General features: G+C 71.9%; 16 protein-coding genes. 7 read left to right on the top strand and 9 right to left on the bottom strand.

Features of this window, described 5'->3' with window-relative positions; all coding sequences use genetic code 11:
- Window positions 1-79: 79 nt before the first annotated feature.
- Window positions 80-793 (top strand): YebC/PmpR family DNA-binding transcriptional regulator, encoded by a 714-nt coding sequence (locus tag IE209_RS03350; protein WP_189685614.1) that lies wholly within the window; start codon window positions 80-82, stop codon window positions 791-793.
- Window positions 794-797: 4 nt separating this feature from the next.
- Here the strand turns inward: IE209_RS03350 and IE209_RS03345 are convergent, their stop codons facing one another.
- Window positions 798-1,730 (bottom strand): M14 family metallopeptidase, encoded by a 933-nt coding sequence (locus IE209_RS03345; protein ID WP_189685613.1) that lies wholly within the window; start codon window positions 1,728-1,730, stop codon window positions 798-800.
- Window positions 1,731-1,842: 112 nt separating this feature from the next.
- Here IE209_RS03345 and IE209_RS03340 point away from each other — a divergent pair, with 112 nt between their 5' ends.
- Both IE209_RS03340 and IE209_RS03335 read left to right on the top strand, forming a co-directional pair.
- Window positions 1,843-3,396 carry an acyl-CoA synthetase gene (locus IE209_RS03340; RefSeq protein ID WP_189685612.1) on the top strand — a complete coding sequence of 518 codons (1,554 nt, stop codon included), beginning with the start codon at window positions 1,843-1,845 and terminating at the stop codon, window positions 3,394-3,396.
- 301 nt (window positions 3,397-3,697) lie between these two features.
- Window positions 3,698-6,868, top strand: coding sequence for a bifunctional diguanylate cyclase/phosphodiesterase (locus tag IE209_RS03335; RefSeq protein WP_189685611.1), 3,171 nt, complete (start codon window positions 3,698-3,700; stop codon window positions 6,866-6,868).
- A gap of 274 nt (window positions 6,869-7,142) precedes the next feature.
- On the opposite strand, the gene IE209_RS03330 is transcribed toward IE209_RS03335, so the two are convergent.
- Genes IE209_RS03330 through IE209_RS03315 form a run of 4 tightly spaced genes read right to left on the bottom strand, consistent with a single transcriptional unit; the run spans window position 7,143 to window position 10,793 of the window.
- Window positions 7,143-7,895, bottom strand: a complete 753-nt coding sequence (locus IE209_RS03330) for an enoyl-CoA hydratase/isomerase family protein (protein WP_189685610.1) — start codon at window positions 7,893-7,895, stop codon at window positions 7,143-7,145.
- Entirely contained in the window at window positions 7,892-8,848 is a 957-nt protein-coding gene (locus IE209_RS03325) for a Bug family tripartite tricarboxylate transporter substrate binding protein (RefSeq protein ID WP_189685609.1), read from the bottom strand. The genes IE209_RS03330 and IE209_RS03325 overlap by 4 nt, the downstream gene beginning before the upstream one ends.
- Before the next feature lie 26 nt (window positions 8,849-8,874).
- Window positions 8,875-10,014 carry a CaiB/BaiF CoA transferase family protein gene (locus IE209_RS03320; RefSeq protein WP_189685608.1) on the bottom strand — a complete coding sequence of 380 codons (1,140 nt, stop codon included), beginning with the start codon at window positions 10,012-10,014 and terminating at the stop codon, window positions 8,875-8,877.
- A 2-nt stretch (window positions 10,015-10,016) separates the two neighbouring features.
- Window positions 10,017-10,793, bottom strand: coding sequence for an enoyl-CoA hydratase-related protein (locus tag IE209_RS03315; protein ID WP_189685607.1), 777 nt, complete (start codon window positions 10,791-10,793; stop codon window positions 10,017-10,019).
- A 101-nt stretch (window positions 10,794-10,894) separates the two neighbouring features.
- Between IE209_RS03315 and IE209_RS03310 the strand changes: the two genes are divergently transcribed.
- Window positions 10,895-11,710 carry an IclR family transcriptional regulator gene (locus IE209_RS03310; protein ID WP_189685606.1) on the top strand — a complete coding sequence of 272 codons (816 nt, stop codon included), beginning with the start codon at window positions 10,895-10,897 and terminating at the stop codon, window positions 11,708-11,710.
- Here IE209_RS03310 and IE209_RS34155 read toward each other — a convergent pair whose 3' ends face one another.
- Window positions 11,711-11,833 (bottom strand): hypothetical protein, encoded by a 123-nt coding sequence (locus IE209_RS34155; protein ID WP_268245946.1) that lies wholly within the window; start codon window positions 11,831-11,833, stop codon window positions 11,711-11,713.
- Complete coding sequence (locus IE209_RS03305; protein ID WP_189685605.1) at window positions 11,830-13,065, bottom strand: MFS transporter; 1,236 nt, start codon at window positions 13,063-13,065, stop codon at window positions 11,830-11,832. Before IE209_RS03305 ends, IE209_RS34155 begins: the two co-directional genes overlap by 4 nt.
- 107 nt (window positions 13,066-13,172) lie before the next feature.
- Between IE209_RS03305 and IE209_RS03300 the strand changes: the two genes are divergently transcribed.
- Window positions 13,173-14,093, top strand: coding sequence for a LysR substrate-binding domain-containing protein (locus IE209_RS03300; RefSeq protein WP_189685604.1), 921 nt, complete (start codon window positions 13,173-13,175; stop codon window positions 14,091-14,093).
- Here IE209_RS03300 and IE209_RS03295 read toward each other — a convergent pair.
- The gene (locus IE209_RS03295) at window positions 14,080-14,361 is read right to left on the bottom strand and encodes a DUF2917 domain-containing protein (RefSeq protein WP_189685603.1); all 282 of its coding nucleotides are present in this window, start codon (window positions 14,359-14,361) and stop codon (window positions 14,080-14,082) included. The genes IE209_RS03300 and IE209_RS03295 overlap by 14 nt on opposite strands.
- Before the next feature lie 174 nt (window positions 14,362-14,535).
- On the opposite strand from IE209_RS03295, the gene IE209_RS03290 reads away from it, so the two are divergent.
- Window positions 14,536-15,282 carry an SDR family oxidoreductase gene (locus tag IE209_RS03290; protein ID WP_189685602.1) on the top strand — a complete coding sequence of 249 codons (747 nt, stop codon included), beginning with the start codon at window positions 14,536-14,538 and terminating at the stop codon, window positions 15,280-15,282.
- Window positions 15,283-15,350: 68 nt separating this feature from the next.
- Window positions 15,351-16,823 (top strand): patatin-like phospholipase family protein, encoded by a 1,473-nt coding sequence (locus IE209_RS03285; RefSeq protein WP_189685601.1) that lies wholly within the window; start codon window positions 15,351-15,353, stop codon window positions 16,821-16,823.
- A 3-nt stretch (window positions 16,824-16,826) separates the two neighbouring features.
- On the opposite strand, the gene IE209_RS03280 is transcribed toward IE209_RS03285, so the two are convergent.
- Window positions 16,827-17,081: a hypothetical protein gene (locus IE209_RS03280; RefSeq protein ID WP_189685906.1), complete on the bottom strand. Its 255-nt coding sequence runs from the start codon at window positions 17,079-17,081 to the stop codon at window positions 16,827-16,829.
- Window positions 17,082-17,194: the final 113 nt, after the last annotated feature.

The raw sequence follows: 17,194 nt of genomic DNA, 5'->3' as shown, positions 1-17,194 counted from the left end.
CGCGAAACTGAAGCGGGGCTGAAAGCCGGCCGCGGCGGCCGCCGTGGCCTAATACCGGGTTTCTTCAAGGAGAGGCGACATGGGCGCACAGTGGAAATCGAAGGGCAAGGAGCTCGTGGCCAATGCCAAGGGCAGGCTGTTCAGCAAGCTGGCCAAGGACATCATGCTGGCCGCGCGCGCCGGCGCCGACCCGGCCAGCAATGCCAGGCTGCGCCTGGTGGTGGAGCAGGCGCGCAAGGCCTCCATGCCCAAGGACACGCTGGACCGTGCGATCAAGAAGGGCGCGGGCCTGACCGGCGAGGCCGTGCACTTCGACCATGTGATCTACGAGGGCTTCGCGCCGCACCGCGTGCCGGTGATGGTGGAGTGCCTGACCGACAACGTGAACCGCACGGCACCCGAGATGCGCGTGCTGTTCCGCAAGGGCCAGCTCGGCACCTCGGGCTCGGTGTCCTGGGACTTCGACCATGTGGGCATGATCGAGGCCGAACCCGCCACCCCTGGAGCCGACCCGGAACTGGCCGCCATCGAGGCCGGCGCCCAGGACTTCGAACCGGGCCATGAGGAGGGCAGCACGCTGTTCCTGACCGACCCGGGCGACCTGGACCTGGTCAGCCGCGCGCTGCCGGCCCAGGGTTTCACGGTGCTGTCGGCCAAGCTGGGCTACAAGGCGAAAAACCCGATCGACCCGGCCAGCCTGTCGGTCGCGGAGCTCGAGGAAGTCGAGGCCTTCCTGGCCGCCATCGACGCCAACGACGACGTGCAGAACCTGTTCGTCGGCCTGGGCGGCTAGCGCCTCAGTCCAGCGGCCGGGTCAGGTACACGGCCTCGCGCCCCACGATGGGTTCGCGCGTGGGCATGAAGACCGTGCAGTCGTTGCAGGGCGCGACGATGGCGTGCGGCCCGTCGGTGGCGATGAGTTCGCCCTGCGCGAAGCTCTCCAGCCCGATCAGCGGCCGCGTGAAATGGAAGTCCGTGGTGCGCACCAGGTGCGTTTCCAGCAGCTCGAAGCGCAGCTGCGGCTGGGCCGGTGCCTTGGCGGGCGCATCGACGAGGCCGAAGTGCGCGAGGAAGTCCAGCGTCACGGCCGTCGCCAGGTCGGACGCGGCCTGCTGGAAATGCTGGCCGCACTCGGCCACCAGCGCCACACCCGGCCCCGGCCCCTCGCTGCCGTGCGGGCCGTACTGGATCAGCGGCGTGCCCGAGCCCAGGCCCCGCGGCATGACCAGGTGCAGCGCCGGCCGGCCGATGGCCAGCGCCACATCCGCGTTGCGCGAGAAGGACGGATAGACCCAGAACGGCGGCACGGCCTGGCTCGTGGAGTGGATGTCCAGGATGTGGTCGGCCGCCTCGACCACGCCGCGCAAGGCGCGGGCGCGCTGCAACTCGGGGCTGTCTTCGGCGCCGTCCAGCCACTCGGTGGACCAGATGCGGTTCATGTTGTGCACGAGCTGGCGGCTGTCGAAGGGGCGCTCGATGTCGAAGCTCTCGTAGGCCGCCACGTTGGCGAAGCTCACCGTCAGCGTGCCGATCTTCGGCCGCACGCCGGTGTCCAGCAGGTGCGTGGCCGCGACCATGCCGCAGATCTCGTTGCCGTGCGTGAGCGCGTTGATGAGCACGTGCGGCCCGGGCTTGCCGGATGCGAAGCGGTGCACGTAGTCGACGCCGGTGTTGCCCTGGCGGTAGGCGGAGAGGTCGCGCGGTAGAACCTCGAGGGGTGTGGTGCTCATCCGGCCATCTTACGGGTGACACAGCGCCAGCGGAATCCGCCATAGCATGCACAGCCTCAACCCCGGACGCACCGCCCGTGCATCCGCACACACCACCAGGAGACCCATGCCGATGTCCACCCCGTCCCCGCGCCGCCACACCATCGCCGACCTGCTGCGGCGCACGCGCCGGCGTTACCCCGAGCGCACCGCCATCCGCTGCGGCGCCGTGAGCTGGACCTATGCGCAATTCGACGACATCTGCAGCCGCCTGGCCGCGGGACTGGCCGGCCTGGGCGTGGCGCCGGGCGACCGGGTCGCCGTGGTGTCGCGCAACTCCCACGCCTTCGCCGCGCTGCGCTATGCGGTGGCGCGGCTGGGCGCGGTGCTGGTGCCCGTCAACTTCATGCTGAACGCCGAGGAAGTGCGCTACATCCTGGAGCATGCCGGCGCCAGCGTGCTGTGCGTGGACACGGCCTCGGCCGCGGTCGCACTGCAGGCCGCCGACGGCACGGCCGTGCGCCACCGGGTCTGGCTGCCGGCCGAGGATGCGTCCGAGGCCGTCCCGGGCCTGCTGCCCTTCGATGCGCTGCTGGCCGACGCCGCAGCCCTGGTGGAGCCGGCGCTGGAGGCCGACGCGCTGGCCCAGATCATCTACACCAGCGGCACCGAGTCGCGGCCCAAGGGCGCGATGCTCACGCACGCGGCCGTGATCGCCGAGTACGTGAGCTGCCTGGTGGATGCCGAGATCGCCCAGGGCGACCGCGTGCTGCATGCGCTGCCGCTGTACCACTGCGCCCAGCTCGACGTGTTCCTGGGCCCCTGCATCTACGTGGGCGCGACCAACGTGATCACGGGCAAGCCCACGCCCGACAACCTGCTCGCGCTGATGGCGCGCGAGCGCATCACCTCGTTCTTCGCGCCGCCCACGGTCTGGATCGGCCTGCTGCGCGCGCCGCAGTTCGACGCCACCGACCTGTCGGCGCTGGCCAAGGGCTACTACGGCGCCTCCATCATGCCCGTGGAGGTGCTCAAGGAGATCCTGCGCCGCCTGCCCGGCACGCGGCTGTGGAACCTGTACGGCCAGACCGAGATCGCGCCCGTGGCCACGGTGCTGCCGCCCGAGGACCAGCTGCGCAAGGCCGGCTCGGCCGGCCGCGCCACGCTGAACGTGGAGACGCGTGTGGTCGACGACGCGATGCAGGACGTGGCGGTCGGCCAGGTCGGCGAGATCGTGCACCGCTCGCCGCAGCTGCTCAGCGGCTACTACCGCGACCCCGAGCGCACCGCCGCCGCCTTCGAGGGCGGCTGGTTCCACAGCGGCGACCTCGGCTTGCTCGACGAAGAGGGCTACCTCACGGTGGTGGACCGCAAGAAGGACATGATCAAGACCGGTGGCGAGAACGTGGCCAGCCGCGAGGTGGAAGAGGTGCTCTACACGATCGAAGGCGTGTCCGAGGTCGCCGTGATCGGCCTGCCCGACCCGAAGTGGATCGAGGCCGTCACGGCCGTGGTCGTGCGCCGCCCGGGCAGCGCCCTGGACGAAGCCGGCCTGGTCGCGGCGGCCTCGGAGCGGCTCGCGCACTTCAAGGTGCCCAAGCGCGTGCACTTCGTCGACGCGCTGCCCAAGAACCCCAGCGGCAAGCTGCTCAAGCGCGAGCTGCGCCGGCTTTACGAAGCGCGCTGAGCGCGCGCGCGGGCCGGCAGGTCCGGCCCGGCACCGGGCAGCTCGATCGGAAAGCAGATTTGCACATCAGCGGCTCTGCCATGGTCCACGGCCGCCGGACCTGCTCCAGGATTGGCTTGCAGCGACAGGCCGAACATGCGCAAGTGGGACTGCCGATTCAGAGAGCGGCACTGGACTGTTGTTGCCACCAAACTGCGCGTGGTTTGCACGTATGTTTTCCGCGATTCGATCACTTATGATGCAGATAGCTCGGTAGCCGAAGCCACCCGTTTTCGTGGAAAGGGGCTCGGGCGCAGGCAGCATGACCACACCCAGCCCATCCGCGCCCGAACGCCGGACCGCGCCGCCAGCCGCGGTGGCCACCACTGTCTCGTGGCTGCGGCCCGCGCTCGCCGCGGGGCTCACCAGCGCGGTGCTGGCGCTCGTCCCCTGGCTGTACCTGCAGGACCGGCAGAGCGATGCGGAGCTGGCGCTGCATGCGTTGGTGTCCCACGAGGCCGACCGCGCCGTGGCCAATGTACAGACCCAGCTGCGCGCGTTCGAACTCGTGCTGCGTGGCGTCAAGGGTTTCTTCGAGGGTTCGGATGGCGTCGATGCCGCCGAGTTCCAGGCCTTCGCGGCCTCGCTGGCGCTGCAGCGCACGGCACCAGGCCTGCAGGGCGTGGGATTCGTCGCCCACCTGGACGGTGCCGGCGGCCCCCGCCACGCCGTGGCAGCCGCCTTCGATGCCTCCGGCCTGGTGCTGCGCCCGCCAGGGCAGCGCCCGGCGTATGCGCCCATCCTGTTCATGGAGCCGCCCACGCCCGGCAACCGGGGCGCGCTGGGCCTGGACGTGCTGACCGTGCCCACGGCCCGTGCCGCGATCGAGCAGTCCATGGCCTCGGGCGCGCTGGCGTTGACGGGCAAGCTGCAGTTGGCCCAGGACGCCGGTGGCCCGCCTGAACCGGGCTTCGTGATGTACCTGCCGGTCTACCTGCCGCAGGTCCCTGCGCCTGGCCAGGGTCGGCCGGACGTGGCGCCCGTGGGCTGGGCCGACGGGCCGTTCCGTCTGCGCGAACTGCTGGCGCCGGTCGCCGCCGAGCTCATGCCCGGCCTGCGCCTGCAGGTGTTCGATGGCGAAGAGCCCAGCGAGGCCAGCCACCTGTTCGGACTGCTGGACGGCAAGCCGGCCCTGTTCGACGGCGCCGCGTCCACGGGCGATGCCGTGCGCCGTGTGGCCAGCTTCGGCGGCCGCAACTGGACCTATGTGCTCGCGCCGACGCCGGCCTTCGTCGCGCAGCACCGCGCCGGCGCGCACCACGGGCTGGCGCTGACCGGCCTGCTGTTGAGCCTGTCGGGCGGGGTCATCGTGTTCCTGCTGCTGCATGCGCGCAACCGTGCGCAGCGGCTCGCGCTGCAGATGAGCGGCGAGGCGCGCGCACTCTCGGCCGAGATCGCCGGCACGCTCAACGCCATCCCCGACCTGCTGGTCGAGATGGACGGCGAGGGACGCTACCTGGCCTTGCGCGCGCGCCGCCTGGACGGCCTGATCGCGCCGCCCGCGCAGATCATCGGCCGCACCGCGCAGGAGGTGTTGCCGCCCGCTGCGGCCGCCACCGTGCTGCAGGCGCTGGCTCTGGCGCGCATGCATGGGCGCAGCGCCGGCCTGCGGCTGGAAGTGCAGATCAAGGGCGAGGCGCGCTGGTTCGAACTGTCGGTGGCCTGCAAGAGCGAACACCCTGATCCGGCGCAGGCACGCTTCATCGTGCTCTCGCGCGACATCACCGCGCGCATGCGCACGCTGCAGGCCTTGCAGGAGAGCGAGCGCGTGCTGCTGGAGGCGCAGCGCGTTGCGGCGCTGGGGCACTTCCGCGTCGAGCGCGCGGCCCGCATCTGCCATCTGTCGCTGGCCTGCGCGCGGCTGCTGGGCCTGCCGCCGACCGAGCGGCTGGACTTCGACCGCTTCCTCGCCTGCGTCGACGCGCGCCAGCGCCAGCGCGTCGAGGCGCTGTGCCTGGGCGAGGCCGCACCGCAGGCGCTCGAATACGAGTTCCGCCTGGCCGGGCCCGACGATGCCGCGCCGCGCTGGCTGCTGCTGAGCACGCCCGGCGCGGGCGAGCACGAGGCCGAGCGCTTCTTCACGCTGCAGGACATCAGTTCGCGCCGCACCTCGCAGGAGCAATTGCATCGCCTGGCTTACTACGACCCGCTGACCGGCCTGCCGAACCGCAGCCTGTTCGTGAAGGAAGCCACGCAGCTGCTCGGGGCTGCCCAGGCCCGCGGCATGGTGGGCGCAGCCATCCTGCTGGACCTGGACCGCTTCAAGGCCATCAACGACAACTGGGGCCACCGCAGCGGCGATGCCGTGCTGCGCGAGGTGGCGCAGCGCCTGCGCGACGCGGTGGCACCCGAGCACCTGGTGGCACGCCTGCATGCCGACGAGTTCATCGTGCTGCTGGACGCGCTGGGCCAGGACGAGGAAGAAGCCCAGCGCTTGGCGCAGGACCGCTGCCGCAGCGTGCTGCGCATGCTGGCCGTGCCGTCCCAGATCGGGGGGCGCGAGCTGTACTGCTCGGCCAGCATGGGCATCGCGGTGTTCGGCCGCGAGGCGCTGACGCTGGAGGAACTGCTGGCGCGGGCCGATTCGGCCATGGAGCTGGCCAAGCACGACGGGCGCAGCACCTTCCGCCTGTTCGACGAAGGCCTGCGCAGCCGCGTGGCCGAGCGCGCCCAGCTGGAGGCCGCGTTGCGCCAGGCCGTGCCGCGCAACGAGCTCACGCTGCTGTACCAGCCGCAGATCGATGCCGACGGCGCGCTGGTGGGCGCCGAGGCGCTGTGCCGCTGGATCCACCCCGAGCGCGGGCCGGTGTCGCCGGCGGTCTTCATCGCGCTGGCCGAGGACAGCGGCAGCATCTACGCGCTGGGCGAGTGGGTGCTGCGCACGGCCTGCCGCGAACTGGCCAGCTGGCGGCCCGGCACGCCGCTGGGCCAGGCGGTGATGGCCGTGAACGTCAGCGCGCGCCAGTTCCACCATCCGGACTTCGTGGGCCAGGTGCTGGATGCGCTGCACAGCAGCGACGCCGATCCGGCCCGGCTCAAGCTGGAGCTGACCGAGAGCGTGGTCGCGCGCGACCTGGACGCCATCGTCAACAAGATGGGCGCGCTCAAGGCGCTGGGCGTGCGCTTCTCGCTGGACGATTTCGGCACCGGCTACTCCTCGCTCTCCTACCTCAAGCGGCTGCCGCTGGACCAGCTCAAGATCGACCAGTCCTTCGTGCGCGACCTGCTGGCCGACCCGAACGACGCGGCCATCGTGCGCACCGTGATCGCGCTGGGGGCCAGTCTGGGCCTGGCCGTCGTGGCCGAAGGTGTGGAGACTGCCGAGCAGCGCGCCGTGCTGCTGGCGGCCGGCTGCCGCATGTACCAGGGCTACCTGTTCGCCAAGCCGCTGGCGGCCGAGGACCTGCTGGCACTGGCCGCGCGCGGCGTCTGAGAGGGTGTTTCCGAAATCAATAGGCCCACGTGTGGCCCCAGGGCGCGGCCAACGAGGCGCAAGGCGCCGTGCGGGCTGTCTGCCCGCACAAGCCTTGCAACGCCGAGTGGGGGTGCCCTGGGGCCACACCCCTCGGGCCGGGGCGCCCTGCGGCCATGGGCTGCGTTGCGCCACTTGGCCGGGCATCAGTACGGCCTGGGTGTCGCGCCTTGCCCATGGCCGCAGGGCACCCCGGCGTGGGCCTATTCATTTCGGAAACACCCTCTGAGCGCTTTCAGCGGCCTTCGAAGCGCGGCAGCCGCCGCTCCGCCATCGCGCGCACGCCTTCGCGGAAGTCGGCCGTCGCGTAGTGGATCTGCTGCATTTCGCGTTCGTGCCGGTTGATCTCTTCGACAGCGGCCGCCAGGCCGCGGCGCAAGGTGGCGCGCGTGCTGGTCACCGCGAGCGGCGCCGATGCGGCGATCTCCGCCGCCAGCGCGAGTGCGGCGGCGCGGACCTGGTCTTCGGCGACGAGCGTATCGATGAGGCCGATGCGCAGCGCCTCCTCGCCGCCGATGCGCCGGCCCGTGTACAGCAGCAGGGCGGCCTGTTGCGGGCCGAGCAGGCGCGGCAAGGTGGCGCTGAGGCCGAAACCCGGATGGAAGCCGAGCCGGTTGAAGTTGGCCGAGAAGCGCGCAGGCGCGCAGCCCACGCGGAAGTCGGCGGCCACGGCCAGGCCCAGCCCCGCGCCGATGGCCGCTCCCTGTACCGCGGCCACCATGGGCTTGTGGGTGCGGAACAGGCGCATGGCCTGCACGTAAAACGCGGCCGGGTCCTGCGCGCCGCCGCTGAAGTCCGCGCCGGCGCAGAACACGCGTCCCGCGGCCGCCAACACTGTGCAGCGCACGGCGGGGTCCGCGTCGAACGCTTCCAGCCGGTCGGCCAGCGCGCGCAGCATCTCCAGGCTGGCGTGGTTGTGCGGCGGGCGGCGGATCTCCAGCAGGGCCACATGGTCGTGGCCGGATGGCAGTTGGGCGATGTCCGTCATTGCACTTCGATCTTCGCGATGTCCACGTACTGCTTCCACTTGGCGCGCTCCTCGCGCTCGAAGGCCGCGAGCTGCTCCAGGCTCACGCTGGCCGGTGTGAACGCGAAACCCTCCAGCCGCGACTTGATCGGGTCGGTGGTCACGGCCTCGTTGATCCAGCCGTTGAGCTGCTGCTGCACGGCCAGCGGCGTGGCCGCCGGCACGGCGATGCCCAGGAAACCGCCGCGGATCGTGAAGTTGGGGATGCTCTCGGCGATGCGCGGCAACTCGGGGTAGCGCTTGAGCCGCGCATCGCTGTGCACGGCCAGCGCGCGCAGCTGGCCCGAGGCGACGAAGGAGTCGCCCTGCACGGTGTCGGTGAACACCACCTGGATCTGGCCCGCCATGAGCTCGGACATGGCCTGGCCGACCTGCTTGTAGGGGATCGCCGTGAGCGCGATGCCGGCCTCGTGCGCGAACAGCGCGGCCGTGACCTTGGAGGTGGCGTTGAAGTGGCCGTAGTTGAGTTGGCCGGGCGCGGCCTTGGCCGCGCGCACGAAGTCCTGCAGCGTCTTATAGGGTGCGTCCGGCCGCACCAGCAGATAGGTCGAGCCCGGGCCGAAGGAGCCGACCAGGCGGAAGTCCTTGCCGGGGTCGTAGGGCAGCTTGTGGAATAGCGCCGGGTTGGCCAGGTGCGTGGAGGTGGTGGCCAGCAGCAGCACCGAGCCGTCGGCCGGCGCGGTGCGGGCGGCCTCCACGCCGATGATGCCGTTGCCGCCGGGCTTGTTGTCCACGACCACGGCGCGGCCGGTCTTCCGGGTGAGGAACTCCGACAGCATGCGCGCGGAGATGTCGCCCGAGCCGCCGGGGCCGAAGGGAACGATGATCTGGATCGGCTTGTCCTGCGCCTGTGCGGGAAGGGCCGCGGCCAGCGGCAGCGCCGCCAGGCCCTGGAGCCACTGTCTTCTGTCCATGCTTGTCTCCTTGTCGTTGGGTGGGTTCAGCCCCGGATGTCGCGGTTGTGCTCGCCCAGTTCGGGCGCGCGGCCGCGCACGGGCGGGCGCTGGCCGTCGAAGGACAACGGCAGGCCGACCACGCGCAGGTCGACGTCGGGGATGTTCTGGAAGATGCCGATGGCCTCGGTCTGCGGCTCGGCCATGACCTGGGCGAAGTCCTGGATCGGCCCGCAGGGGATGCCGGCATCCTCCAAGGCGGCGATCCAGTCGCCGGTGCTGCGCTGGCGGAACAGCGCCTGCAGCTGCGGCAGCAGCTCGGCCTTGTGCTGCACCCGCAGCGCGTTGCTGGCGTAGCGCGGGTCGGCCGCCCATTCGGCGTGGCCGACCAGGCGCGCGAGCTTGGCGAACAGCCGGTCGTTGGCAGCCGCGACCACCACCTCGCCGTCGGCCGTGGGCAGGGCCTGGAACACCACCACATTGGGATTGCCGCTGCGGTGGCGCGCCGGTTGCTGGCCGGTGGCCTGGAAGCCCGCCATGGACACCTGCAGCCAGCCCAGCGCGGTCTCGAACAGCGAGGTGTCGACCACGCAGCCCCGGCCCGTGGCCGTGCGCTGGAGCAGGGCCGCGATGCAGCCCAGCGCGGCCCAGATCCCGCTGCCCAGGTCCAGCACCTGCATGCCCACGCGCGCCGGCGGGCCGTCCTCGGTGCCGTTGACGCTGAACAGGCCCGCATAGGCCTGCACCATGGGCTCGTAGCCCGGCGCCAGGTGCTTGGGGCCCTTGTGGCCGAAGGCCGTCAGCGCGCAGTACACCAGCCGTGGGTTGGCCGCGCACAGGAGCTCGGGGCCCAGCTGCAGCTCGGCCAGTGCACCGGGCCGCATGTTCTGCACGAACACGTCGGCCTCGGCGACGAAGCCGTGCAGCCATTGCAGGTCGGCCGGGTCCTTGAGGTCCAGCGTGATGCTCTTCTTGCCATGGTTCATGGCCTGGAAGGTGGTGGCCGTGCCGCGCCAGAACGGCGGGCCCCAGCCGCGCGCGTCGTCGCCCGTGCCGGGACGCTCGACCTTGACCACGTCGGCGCCCAGGGCCGACAGGATCTCGCCGGCGTAGGGGCCGGCGATGTTCTGCGCGATCTCGACCACGCGGATGCCCTTCAGGGGTTGTGCTGCAGCGAAGGGTGCCATGTTCATCGTCCGGTGAAGCGGGGCGCGCGCTTCTCGATGAAGTGCTGCACGCCCTCGCGGAAGTCCTCGGTGCCGCGGCAGGCGGCGATCTCGCGGTCGGCCAGGTCGGTGGCCTCCAGCAGCGTCTGTGTGCGGGCCGCGCGCAGCTGGCGCTTCATGGTGCGCACCGAGCGCGGCGAGGTGGCGTTGGCCAGGTCCCGCGCGCGCTCCAGCACGGCCTCGAGGAAGCCTTCGGCCGGCAGCATGCGGGCCAGGCCCATGCGCTCGGCCTCCTCGGCCAGCAGCGTGCGGCCGCTCAGCAGCAGGTCCGCCGCATGCATGGGGCCGATGAGCCGTGGCAGCAGCCAGGCACTGCCGTGTTCGGCCGCCAGGCCGCGCCGCGCATAGGGCGCCGCGAGCTTGGCGCCCGCGGCCACGAAGCGCAGGTCGCAGTACAGCGCCAGGCACAGGCCCACGCCGGCGGCCGCGCCGTTGATCGCGGCCACCAGCGGTTTGTCGATGCGGTCCATGAAGGCGTAGCGCCGGCCTTCGGCCAGCGGGCCGCTGCGCTCGCCGTCGCCGCTGGCGCGCAGCACCTCCATGTCCATGCCGGCGCAGAAGGCACGGCCCGCGCCGGTCAGCACGATGCAGCGCACGGCGTCGTCCTGCTCCGCCAGGGCCAGCGCCTGGCGCAACTCGGTCTCCAGCGTCGGCGTCCAGGCGTTCATGCGCTCGGGCCGCTGCAGGCACAGCAGCGCGACGCGTTCGGCAACGCTGTAGTGCAGTTCCTTGAAATCCATCCCTTGTCTCCGTGGTCGTCGGGGTCGGGCGCAGTATTGGGGCGCGGGCCGCCACGAACAAGGCGACAATTTCGTTGTCTGAAATTGCAGAAATCGTGCCCATGGGCTCCGAACCTTCCACGCGCAGCCGCACGCGGGCTTCGCGCAGCTTCGTGCGCAGCACGCCGGGCAGCCACTCGCTGGAGCGTGGGCTGGCTTTGCTGCGCGCCTTCCGGCTCGGCGGGCGCACGCTCGGCAATGCCGAACTGGCCGAACGCAGCGGCCTGCCGCGCCCGACCGTGAGCCGGCTCACGCGCTCGCTGGTGGACGCAGGCTTCCTGGCCTACGACCACCAGCAGCAGGGCTACCGGCTGGGCGCCGTGTGCCTCACGCTGGCCCTGGTCTACCGTGCCTCCGAGCGCGCGCTGGAACTGGCGTTGCCGCTGATGCGCTCGCTCGCCGAGGGGCGGCGCGTCAACGTCGGCCTGGCCATGGCCGACCAGCTGGAGATGGTCTACCTCGATTCGGTGCGGCTGAGCCGGCTGGGCATGTTCCGGCGCATCGTGCCGGGTTCGCGCATCCCGATCTCGAGCACGGCACTGGGCTGCGCCTTCCTGGCCGGCATGGCCGCGCCCGAGCGCCGGGCGCTGCTGGCGCGCTTGCGCCTGGCCCATGGCGCCGGCTGGCCGGCGCAGCAGCGCGCTGTGGACGCGGCGCTGGCCAGCGTGCGCGCGCAGGGGTTTTGCCGGGCGCAGTGGCAGGCCGGCATGGTCTCGGTGGCGGCGCCGCTGCGCACGCCCGGTGGCGACCTGTACGCGCTCAATGTGAGCTTTCCGGTGCCGGCCGCGTCCGCCCAGGAGGGCGACGAGAACCATGTCGGCCTGCTGCTGCGGCTGGCGGCCGACATCCAGGCGGCCTGGGCCGCGGCGGAGCTGTGATCAGCCGCCGCACAAGGTGGCGAGCGTGAGCCAGGCCTGGGCCAGCGTCGGATCGCGCCAGGCCGGTGCCAGTGCCGCGCAACAGCCAGCCAGGGCCAGCGCCCACAGGACCGGCCCCTTCACGCGGCGGCCGGCCGCAGCAGCGGCCGCTCGTCGATGGGCCAGTGCAGCGCGGCGGCCAGCACGCCCAGGCCCATGGCGATGAGCCAGACCGGCCCGTACGAGCGCGTGGCCTCGAACACCAGGCCGCCCAGCCACACGCCCAGGAAGCCGCCGATCTGGTGGCCCAGGAACACGAAGCCGAAGAGGGTGCCCAGGTAGCGCACGCCGAACACCTGGGCCACGATGCCATTGGTCAGCGGCAGCGTGCCCAGCCAGAGCAGGCCCATGGCGGCGGCGAAGGCGTACAGGCTGGCGCTGGACAGCGGCGCCTGAACGAACAGCGCCATGGCCGCACTGCGCGCGAGGTAGACGCCGGCCAGCAGGCGTTTCCTGCTCCAGCGCGCACCGAGCAGCCCGGCGGCATAGGTGCCGGCCACGTTGGTCAGCGCGATGATGGCCAGCGCCGCCACACCGTCGCTGGCGCGCAGGCCGCGGTCCAGCAGGTAGGCCGGCAGATGGCCGGCGATGAAGGCCAGCTGGAAGCCGCAGGCGAGAAAACCCAGGTTGAGCAGCCAGAAGCCGGGCTGGGCGAAGGCCTCGCGCACGGCGCGGCCCAGCGGCAGGGCTTCGCCTTGCGTGGCGGTGGCTGCGGCCCTGCGGTCGTCGAGCGGCCAGGCCAGCGGCAGCAGCAGCGCGGCGGCGACCGACAGCACGGCCAGCGCGGCCGACCAGCCCCAGCCCGCGATCAGGCCCTGGGTTCCGGGCACCAGCGCGAACTGCCCCAGGCCGCCGACCGCGCCGGCCAAGCCCAGCGCCCAGCCGCGCCGCGCGGGCGGCACGAGCCGGCTCAGCGCCGCGTAGACGACGCCGAAGGCCGTGCCCGACAGCGCGATGCCGATGCACACGCCGCTGGTCAGCACCAGCGCGGTGGCGGTCGGCGCCCAGGCCATGCCGGCCAAGCCCAGCGCATAGAGCACCAGCCCGGCGGCCACCACGCGCGTGGCGCCGAAGCGGTCGGCCAGCATGCCCGTGAAGGGCTGGGCCAGGCCCCAGACCAGGTTCTGCACGGCCAGGGCCAGCGCGAAGGTCTCGCGGGTCCAGCCGCGGTCCTGCGTCATGGGCAGCATGAACAGGCCTTGCACGTGGCGCACGCCCAGGGCCAGGCCCATGACCAGGCCGCCGGCCAGGACCAGCACCCAGGCCTGGGTCCACCAGGGCCGCGGATCGGAGGAAGGAGGGGAGGAAGATCGCATGGCAACGATTGGACGCGCCGGGCGGCACCCGCACAATTGATGATTTGGCGCGCCAGCCATGCACCATGCGCATGGCACCGCAGGACGGCGCGGCCGCACAATGGGCCATGTCCATGCCTCTCGTGCGCCTGTCGTCCCTGGATCTGCTCAAGGGCTTCGTCGCGGTCGGCCGGCGCCTGAGCATCACGCAGGCTGCCGACGACCTGTGTCTCACGCAGTCGGCCGTGAGCCGGCAGGTCAACCAGCTCGAGGAACAGCTGGGCTGCAGGCTGTTCCTGCGCCAGCACCGCGGCGTGGCCTTCACGCCCGAGGGCGAGCGCCTGTTCCGCAGCGCCGACGGGGCCCTGCAGCAGTTGCAGGACGTGATGGGCGAGCTGCGCCGCAGCGAGGAACGCCGGCCCGTCACCGTCACGGCCAGCGTGGGCGTGGTCGGCCTGTGGCTGCTGCCGCGGCTGGCGGCGCTGCAGCAGCTGCACCCGCGGCTGGACGTGCGGCTGTCGGCCAGCAACCAGCTCAGCGACCTGCGTGCCGACGGCATCGACTTGGCGCTGCGCTACTGCAGCGCGGCCGATGCGCCGGCCGACGCCGTGCGGCTGTTCGGCGAGACGCTGGCCCCCGTGGCGCACCCGCGTCTCGTGGAAGAGGCGGCGCGCGACCCTGGCGCGCTGGCGCGCATGGCTTTGCTGGAGCTGGACGATCCGCGGCCCTGGCTGCAATGGCGCGGCTGGACGCTGGCCAGGGGCGCGGCGCGCGGGCGGGCCCGCCCGGCCATGCTGCGGCTGAACCAGTACGACCAGGTGATCCATGCCGCGCTGGCCGGGCAGGGCGTGGCGCTGGGCCGGCTGGAACTGCTGCAGCCGCTGCTGGCGGGCGGTCAGCTCGCGCTGTTGGCCGGACAAGCCCCGCGGCCCAGCCCGTACGCGTTCTGGCTGCTGCAGGCCGAGCCGGCGCCGCGCGCCGATGTGCAGCGCGTGGCCGAGTGGGTCCGCGCCGAGGCCGCCGGCACGGCGGCGCTCAGCCCCAGCTGAAGACGTTGCGGCCTGCGGGGCCGGGCACGGGCAACTCCAGGCTGCAGCGCACGGCCCGGCCGCTGCCGCGCAGATGCGTGAGGAAGTGCGGGCCGGCCCGCTCGACCCGGTGGTGCTGGCCGGGCTGCAGCACGATGTCGGGGCTGGGGCCACCGTCCGCCGGGATTTCGCGCGTCAGCCACAGTTGGCCCGCGTGGCAGTGCAGGACCGCGCCTGCAGGCAGGTGCAGGCGGCGGCAGGCTTGGTCCAATGTCAGTTCCTGGTGCATGGCGTTCTCCCGGGTGCGCTTGCAGTGTGCGGCGCCGCGCCTGCGCGCGGCATGCAAAGGCAGGCCCGCAGCCATGCGGCTTGCGCATGCCTGGGCGGTGGGGCGGCGGTTAGAGTCGCCACCACGGAGCGGGCGCTGCGGCCCCTCCCATTCCTTGCAGAGGAGAGCATTTCCATGAACGAGACCGGCACCGTGCTCATCACCGGCGGCAGCCGCGGCATCGGCGCAGCGACGGCCAGGCTGGCCGCGGCGTCCGGACATGCCGTGTGCATCACCTACGCCACGCAGCCGGCGGCGGCGGAGGCGCTGGTCGCGCAGATCCGCGCCGCGGGTGGGCAGGCCGATTGCCTGCAGGCCGACGTGGGCGACCCGGACGTGGCCGAGTCTTTGCTGGACCGGCTGCCGCCGGCCCTGCCGCCGCTGCGCGGGCTGGTCAACAACGCCGGCATCACCGGGCCGCTGGGCGGCTTCGCGCAGGCCACGCGCGCGACCCTGCAGCAGGTGCTGGACGTGAACGTGCTGGGCACCATGCTGCTGACCCAGCAGGCGGTGCGGCGCTGGTGCGCGGCCGGGCAGGGCGGCGTGGTGGTGAATGTCTCGTCGATCGCCGCCACGCTGGGCGCGCCGGGCGAGTACGTGCACTATGCCGCGTCCAAGGCCGCGGTCGAGGCCTTCACCGTGGGCCTGGCCAAGGAACTGGCCGAAGAGGGCATCCGCGTGAACGCGGTGTCGCCCGGCACCACGCTGACCGAGATCCATGCCACGGCCGGCGAACCGGGCCGGCCACAGCGCGTGGCCGCGCGCATCCCCATGCGCCGCCCGGGCGAGGCGCCCGAAATCGCCGAGGCCATCGTCTGGCTGCTGTCGGACAAGGCGTCCTATGTCACGGGCAGCGTGCTGAAGGTGGCCGGCGGCCTGTAGCCGCGCCGTCCTGTATTCTGCGGACATGTCTTCCGTGTGGAAGATTTGTATGCAGAAGAGGGGTGGAGATGCTGGGATTCGACAGATTGGGACGGTTCGCGGGCCGGGTGGGCCTGGCGGCCGGCAGCTTGGCGCTGGCCGCGTGCACGGCCATGGCGCCCGTGAACGCGCCCGTGACGCAGCCGCAGGCCAGCCAGGGCTACAGCGTGATGCCCTTGCTCAAGCGGAGATTGCCGGGGAACAACCCGCGTGCGCTGGTGCTGCTCGCCTTCTCGGGCGGTGGCACGCGGGCTGCGGCGTTCTCCTATGGCGTGCTGGAGGAACTGCGCCGCACGCCCATCGTGGTCGAGGGGCAGACCCACCGCTTCCTCGACGAGGTGGACCTGATCGCCGGCGTCTCGGGCGGCAGCTTCACGGCGCTGGCCTATGCGCTGTACGGCGAGCGCCTGTTCACCGAGTTCGAGCCACGCTTCCTCAAGCGGGATGTGCAGGGCGAGCTCATCTCGCGCGCGCTGAGCCCGCGCCACTGGGGCGCACTGGGCAGCGCCACCTACGGGCGTTCGGAGCTGGCGGCCGACTACTACGACGAGATCCTGTTCCAGGGCGCGACCTTCGCCGACCTGCAGCGCCTGGCCACGCCCGTGGCACTGGTCACGGGCACGGACCTGTCGACGGGCGCGCGCTTCGAGTTCTCGCAGGACAACTTCGACCTGATGTGCTCGGACCTGGGCGGGGTGCGGCTGGCGCGTGCGGCCGCCACCTCCTCGGCCGTGCCGGTGGTGCTCTCGCCCGTGACCTGGCGCAACTACGGCGGCAACTGCAATGCGCCGTTGCCGGCCTGGGTGCAGGACGTGGCGCGGGCCGACAACACGGCCCGGCCGGCCGGCCGCGCGCTGCTGAGGTACCGCGACATCCGCGAGCTACAGGACAGCCAGGCCCGGCCCTACATCCACACGGTGGACGGCGGCGTCTCCGACAACCTGGGCCTGCGCGGCATGATCGAGGCCTTCGAGCAGATGGAAGCCAGCCCGAACTTCCAGAAGGAGCTGGACTTTGACCAGTTGCGCCATGTGGTGGTGATCGCCGTGAACTCGCGCTCGGCGCCCAGCACCGACTGGGACCGCAGCCCCACGCCGCCCGGCTTCGTGGCGCAGCTGCTGCAATCGTCCAGCGTGCCGATCGACCATTTCTCCTACGAGTCGGTGGAGCTGCTCAAGGACATCGCCCAGCGCTGGGCCAACCGGCGCGACTACCAGATCGCGCAAAAGCGCCTGGAGGGCATGACGCAGGCGCAGGCCGAGGCGCAGGTGCCGCGCATCACCTTCGATGCCATCGACGTGAGCTTCGACGCCATCGCCGACCCGGCCGAGCGGCGCTACTTCATGGAACTGCCGACCAGCTTCATGCTGCCCGACGAGGCGGTGGACAGGCTGCGCAGCCAGGCCGGCAAGCTGCTGCGCGAATCGGCCGCCTTCCGCAAGCTGCAGCAGCAGATCCGCGAGGTCAACACGGCCGCCATGGGGCAGGCCGCCGCGCAGTGAGCATCAGTCGGGCGTGAAGCGCGCCTCGAAGCGCGCGGCGTCGGCCTGCAGCTCGAAGGTCACGAGCTGGCCGTTCTTGCCATCGGTCAACCGGTGCGCGGCGAACAGGGTCCAGCGGCCCTGCGGGTCGTAGCTGGGCGGGTCCACCAGCGCGTAGGGATAGGGCACGAAGACCTCATGCGCGAACAGCGTGCGCTCGCGGTTGCGCGGCGAGGGGTAGAGCTTGTAGGTGGCGGTGGTGATGGTCTGTTCGGCCATGGGTGTCCTGGATGCCGTGGCCTCGCAAGGCCGCGGCGTGTTGTCGGATGGGGTTCGGCCCCGCGGGTCGTTGGCGAAGAAGCAGTCGGGCAGTTCGGTCAGCCGCTGTTCGG

Origin of the sequence: Pseudorhodoferax aquiterrae (assembly GCF_014652235.1) — a bacterium.
Classification (GTDB): domain Bacteria; phylum Pseudomonadota; class Gammaproteobacteria; order Burkholderiales; family Burkholderiaceae_C; genus Pseudorhodoferax; species Pseudorhodoferax aquiterrae.
The sequence above is the reverse complement of the archived record's forward strand: the minus strand, read 5'-3'. Positions and strand labels throughout refer to the sequence as shown.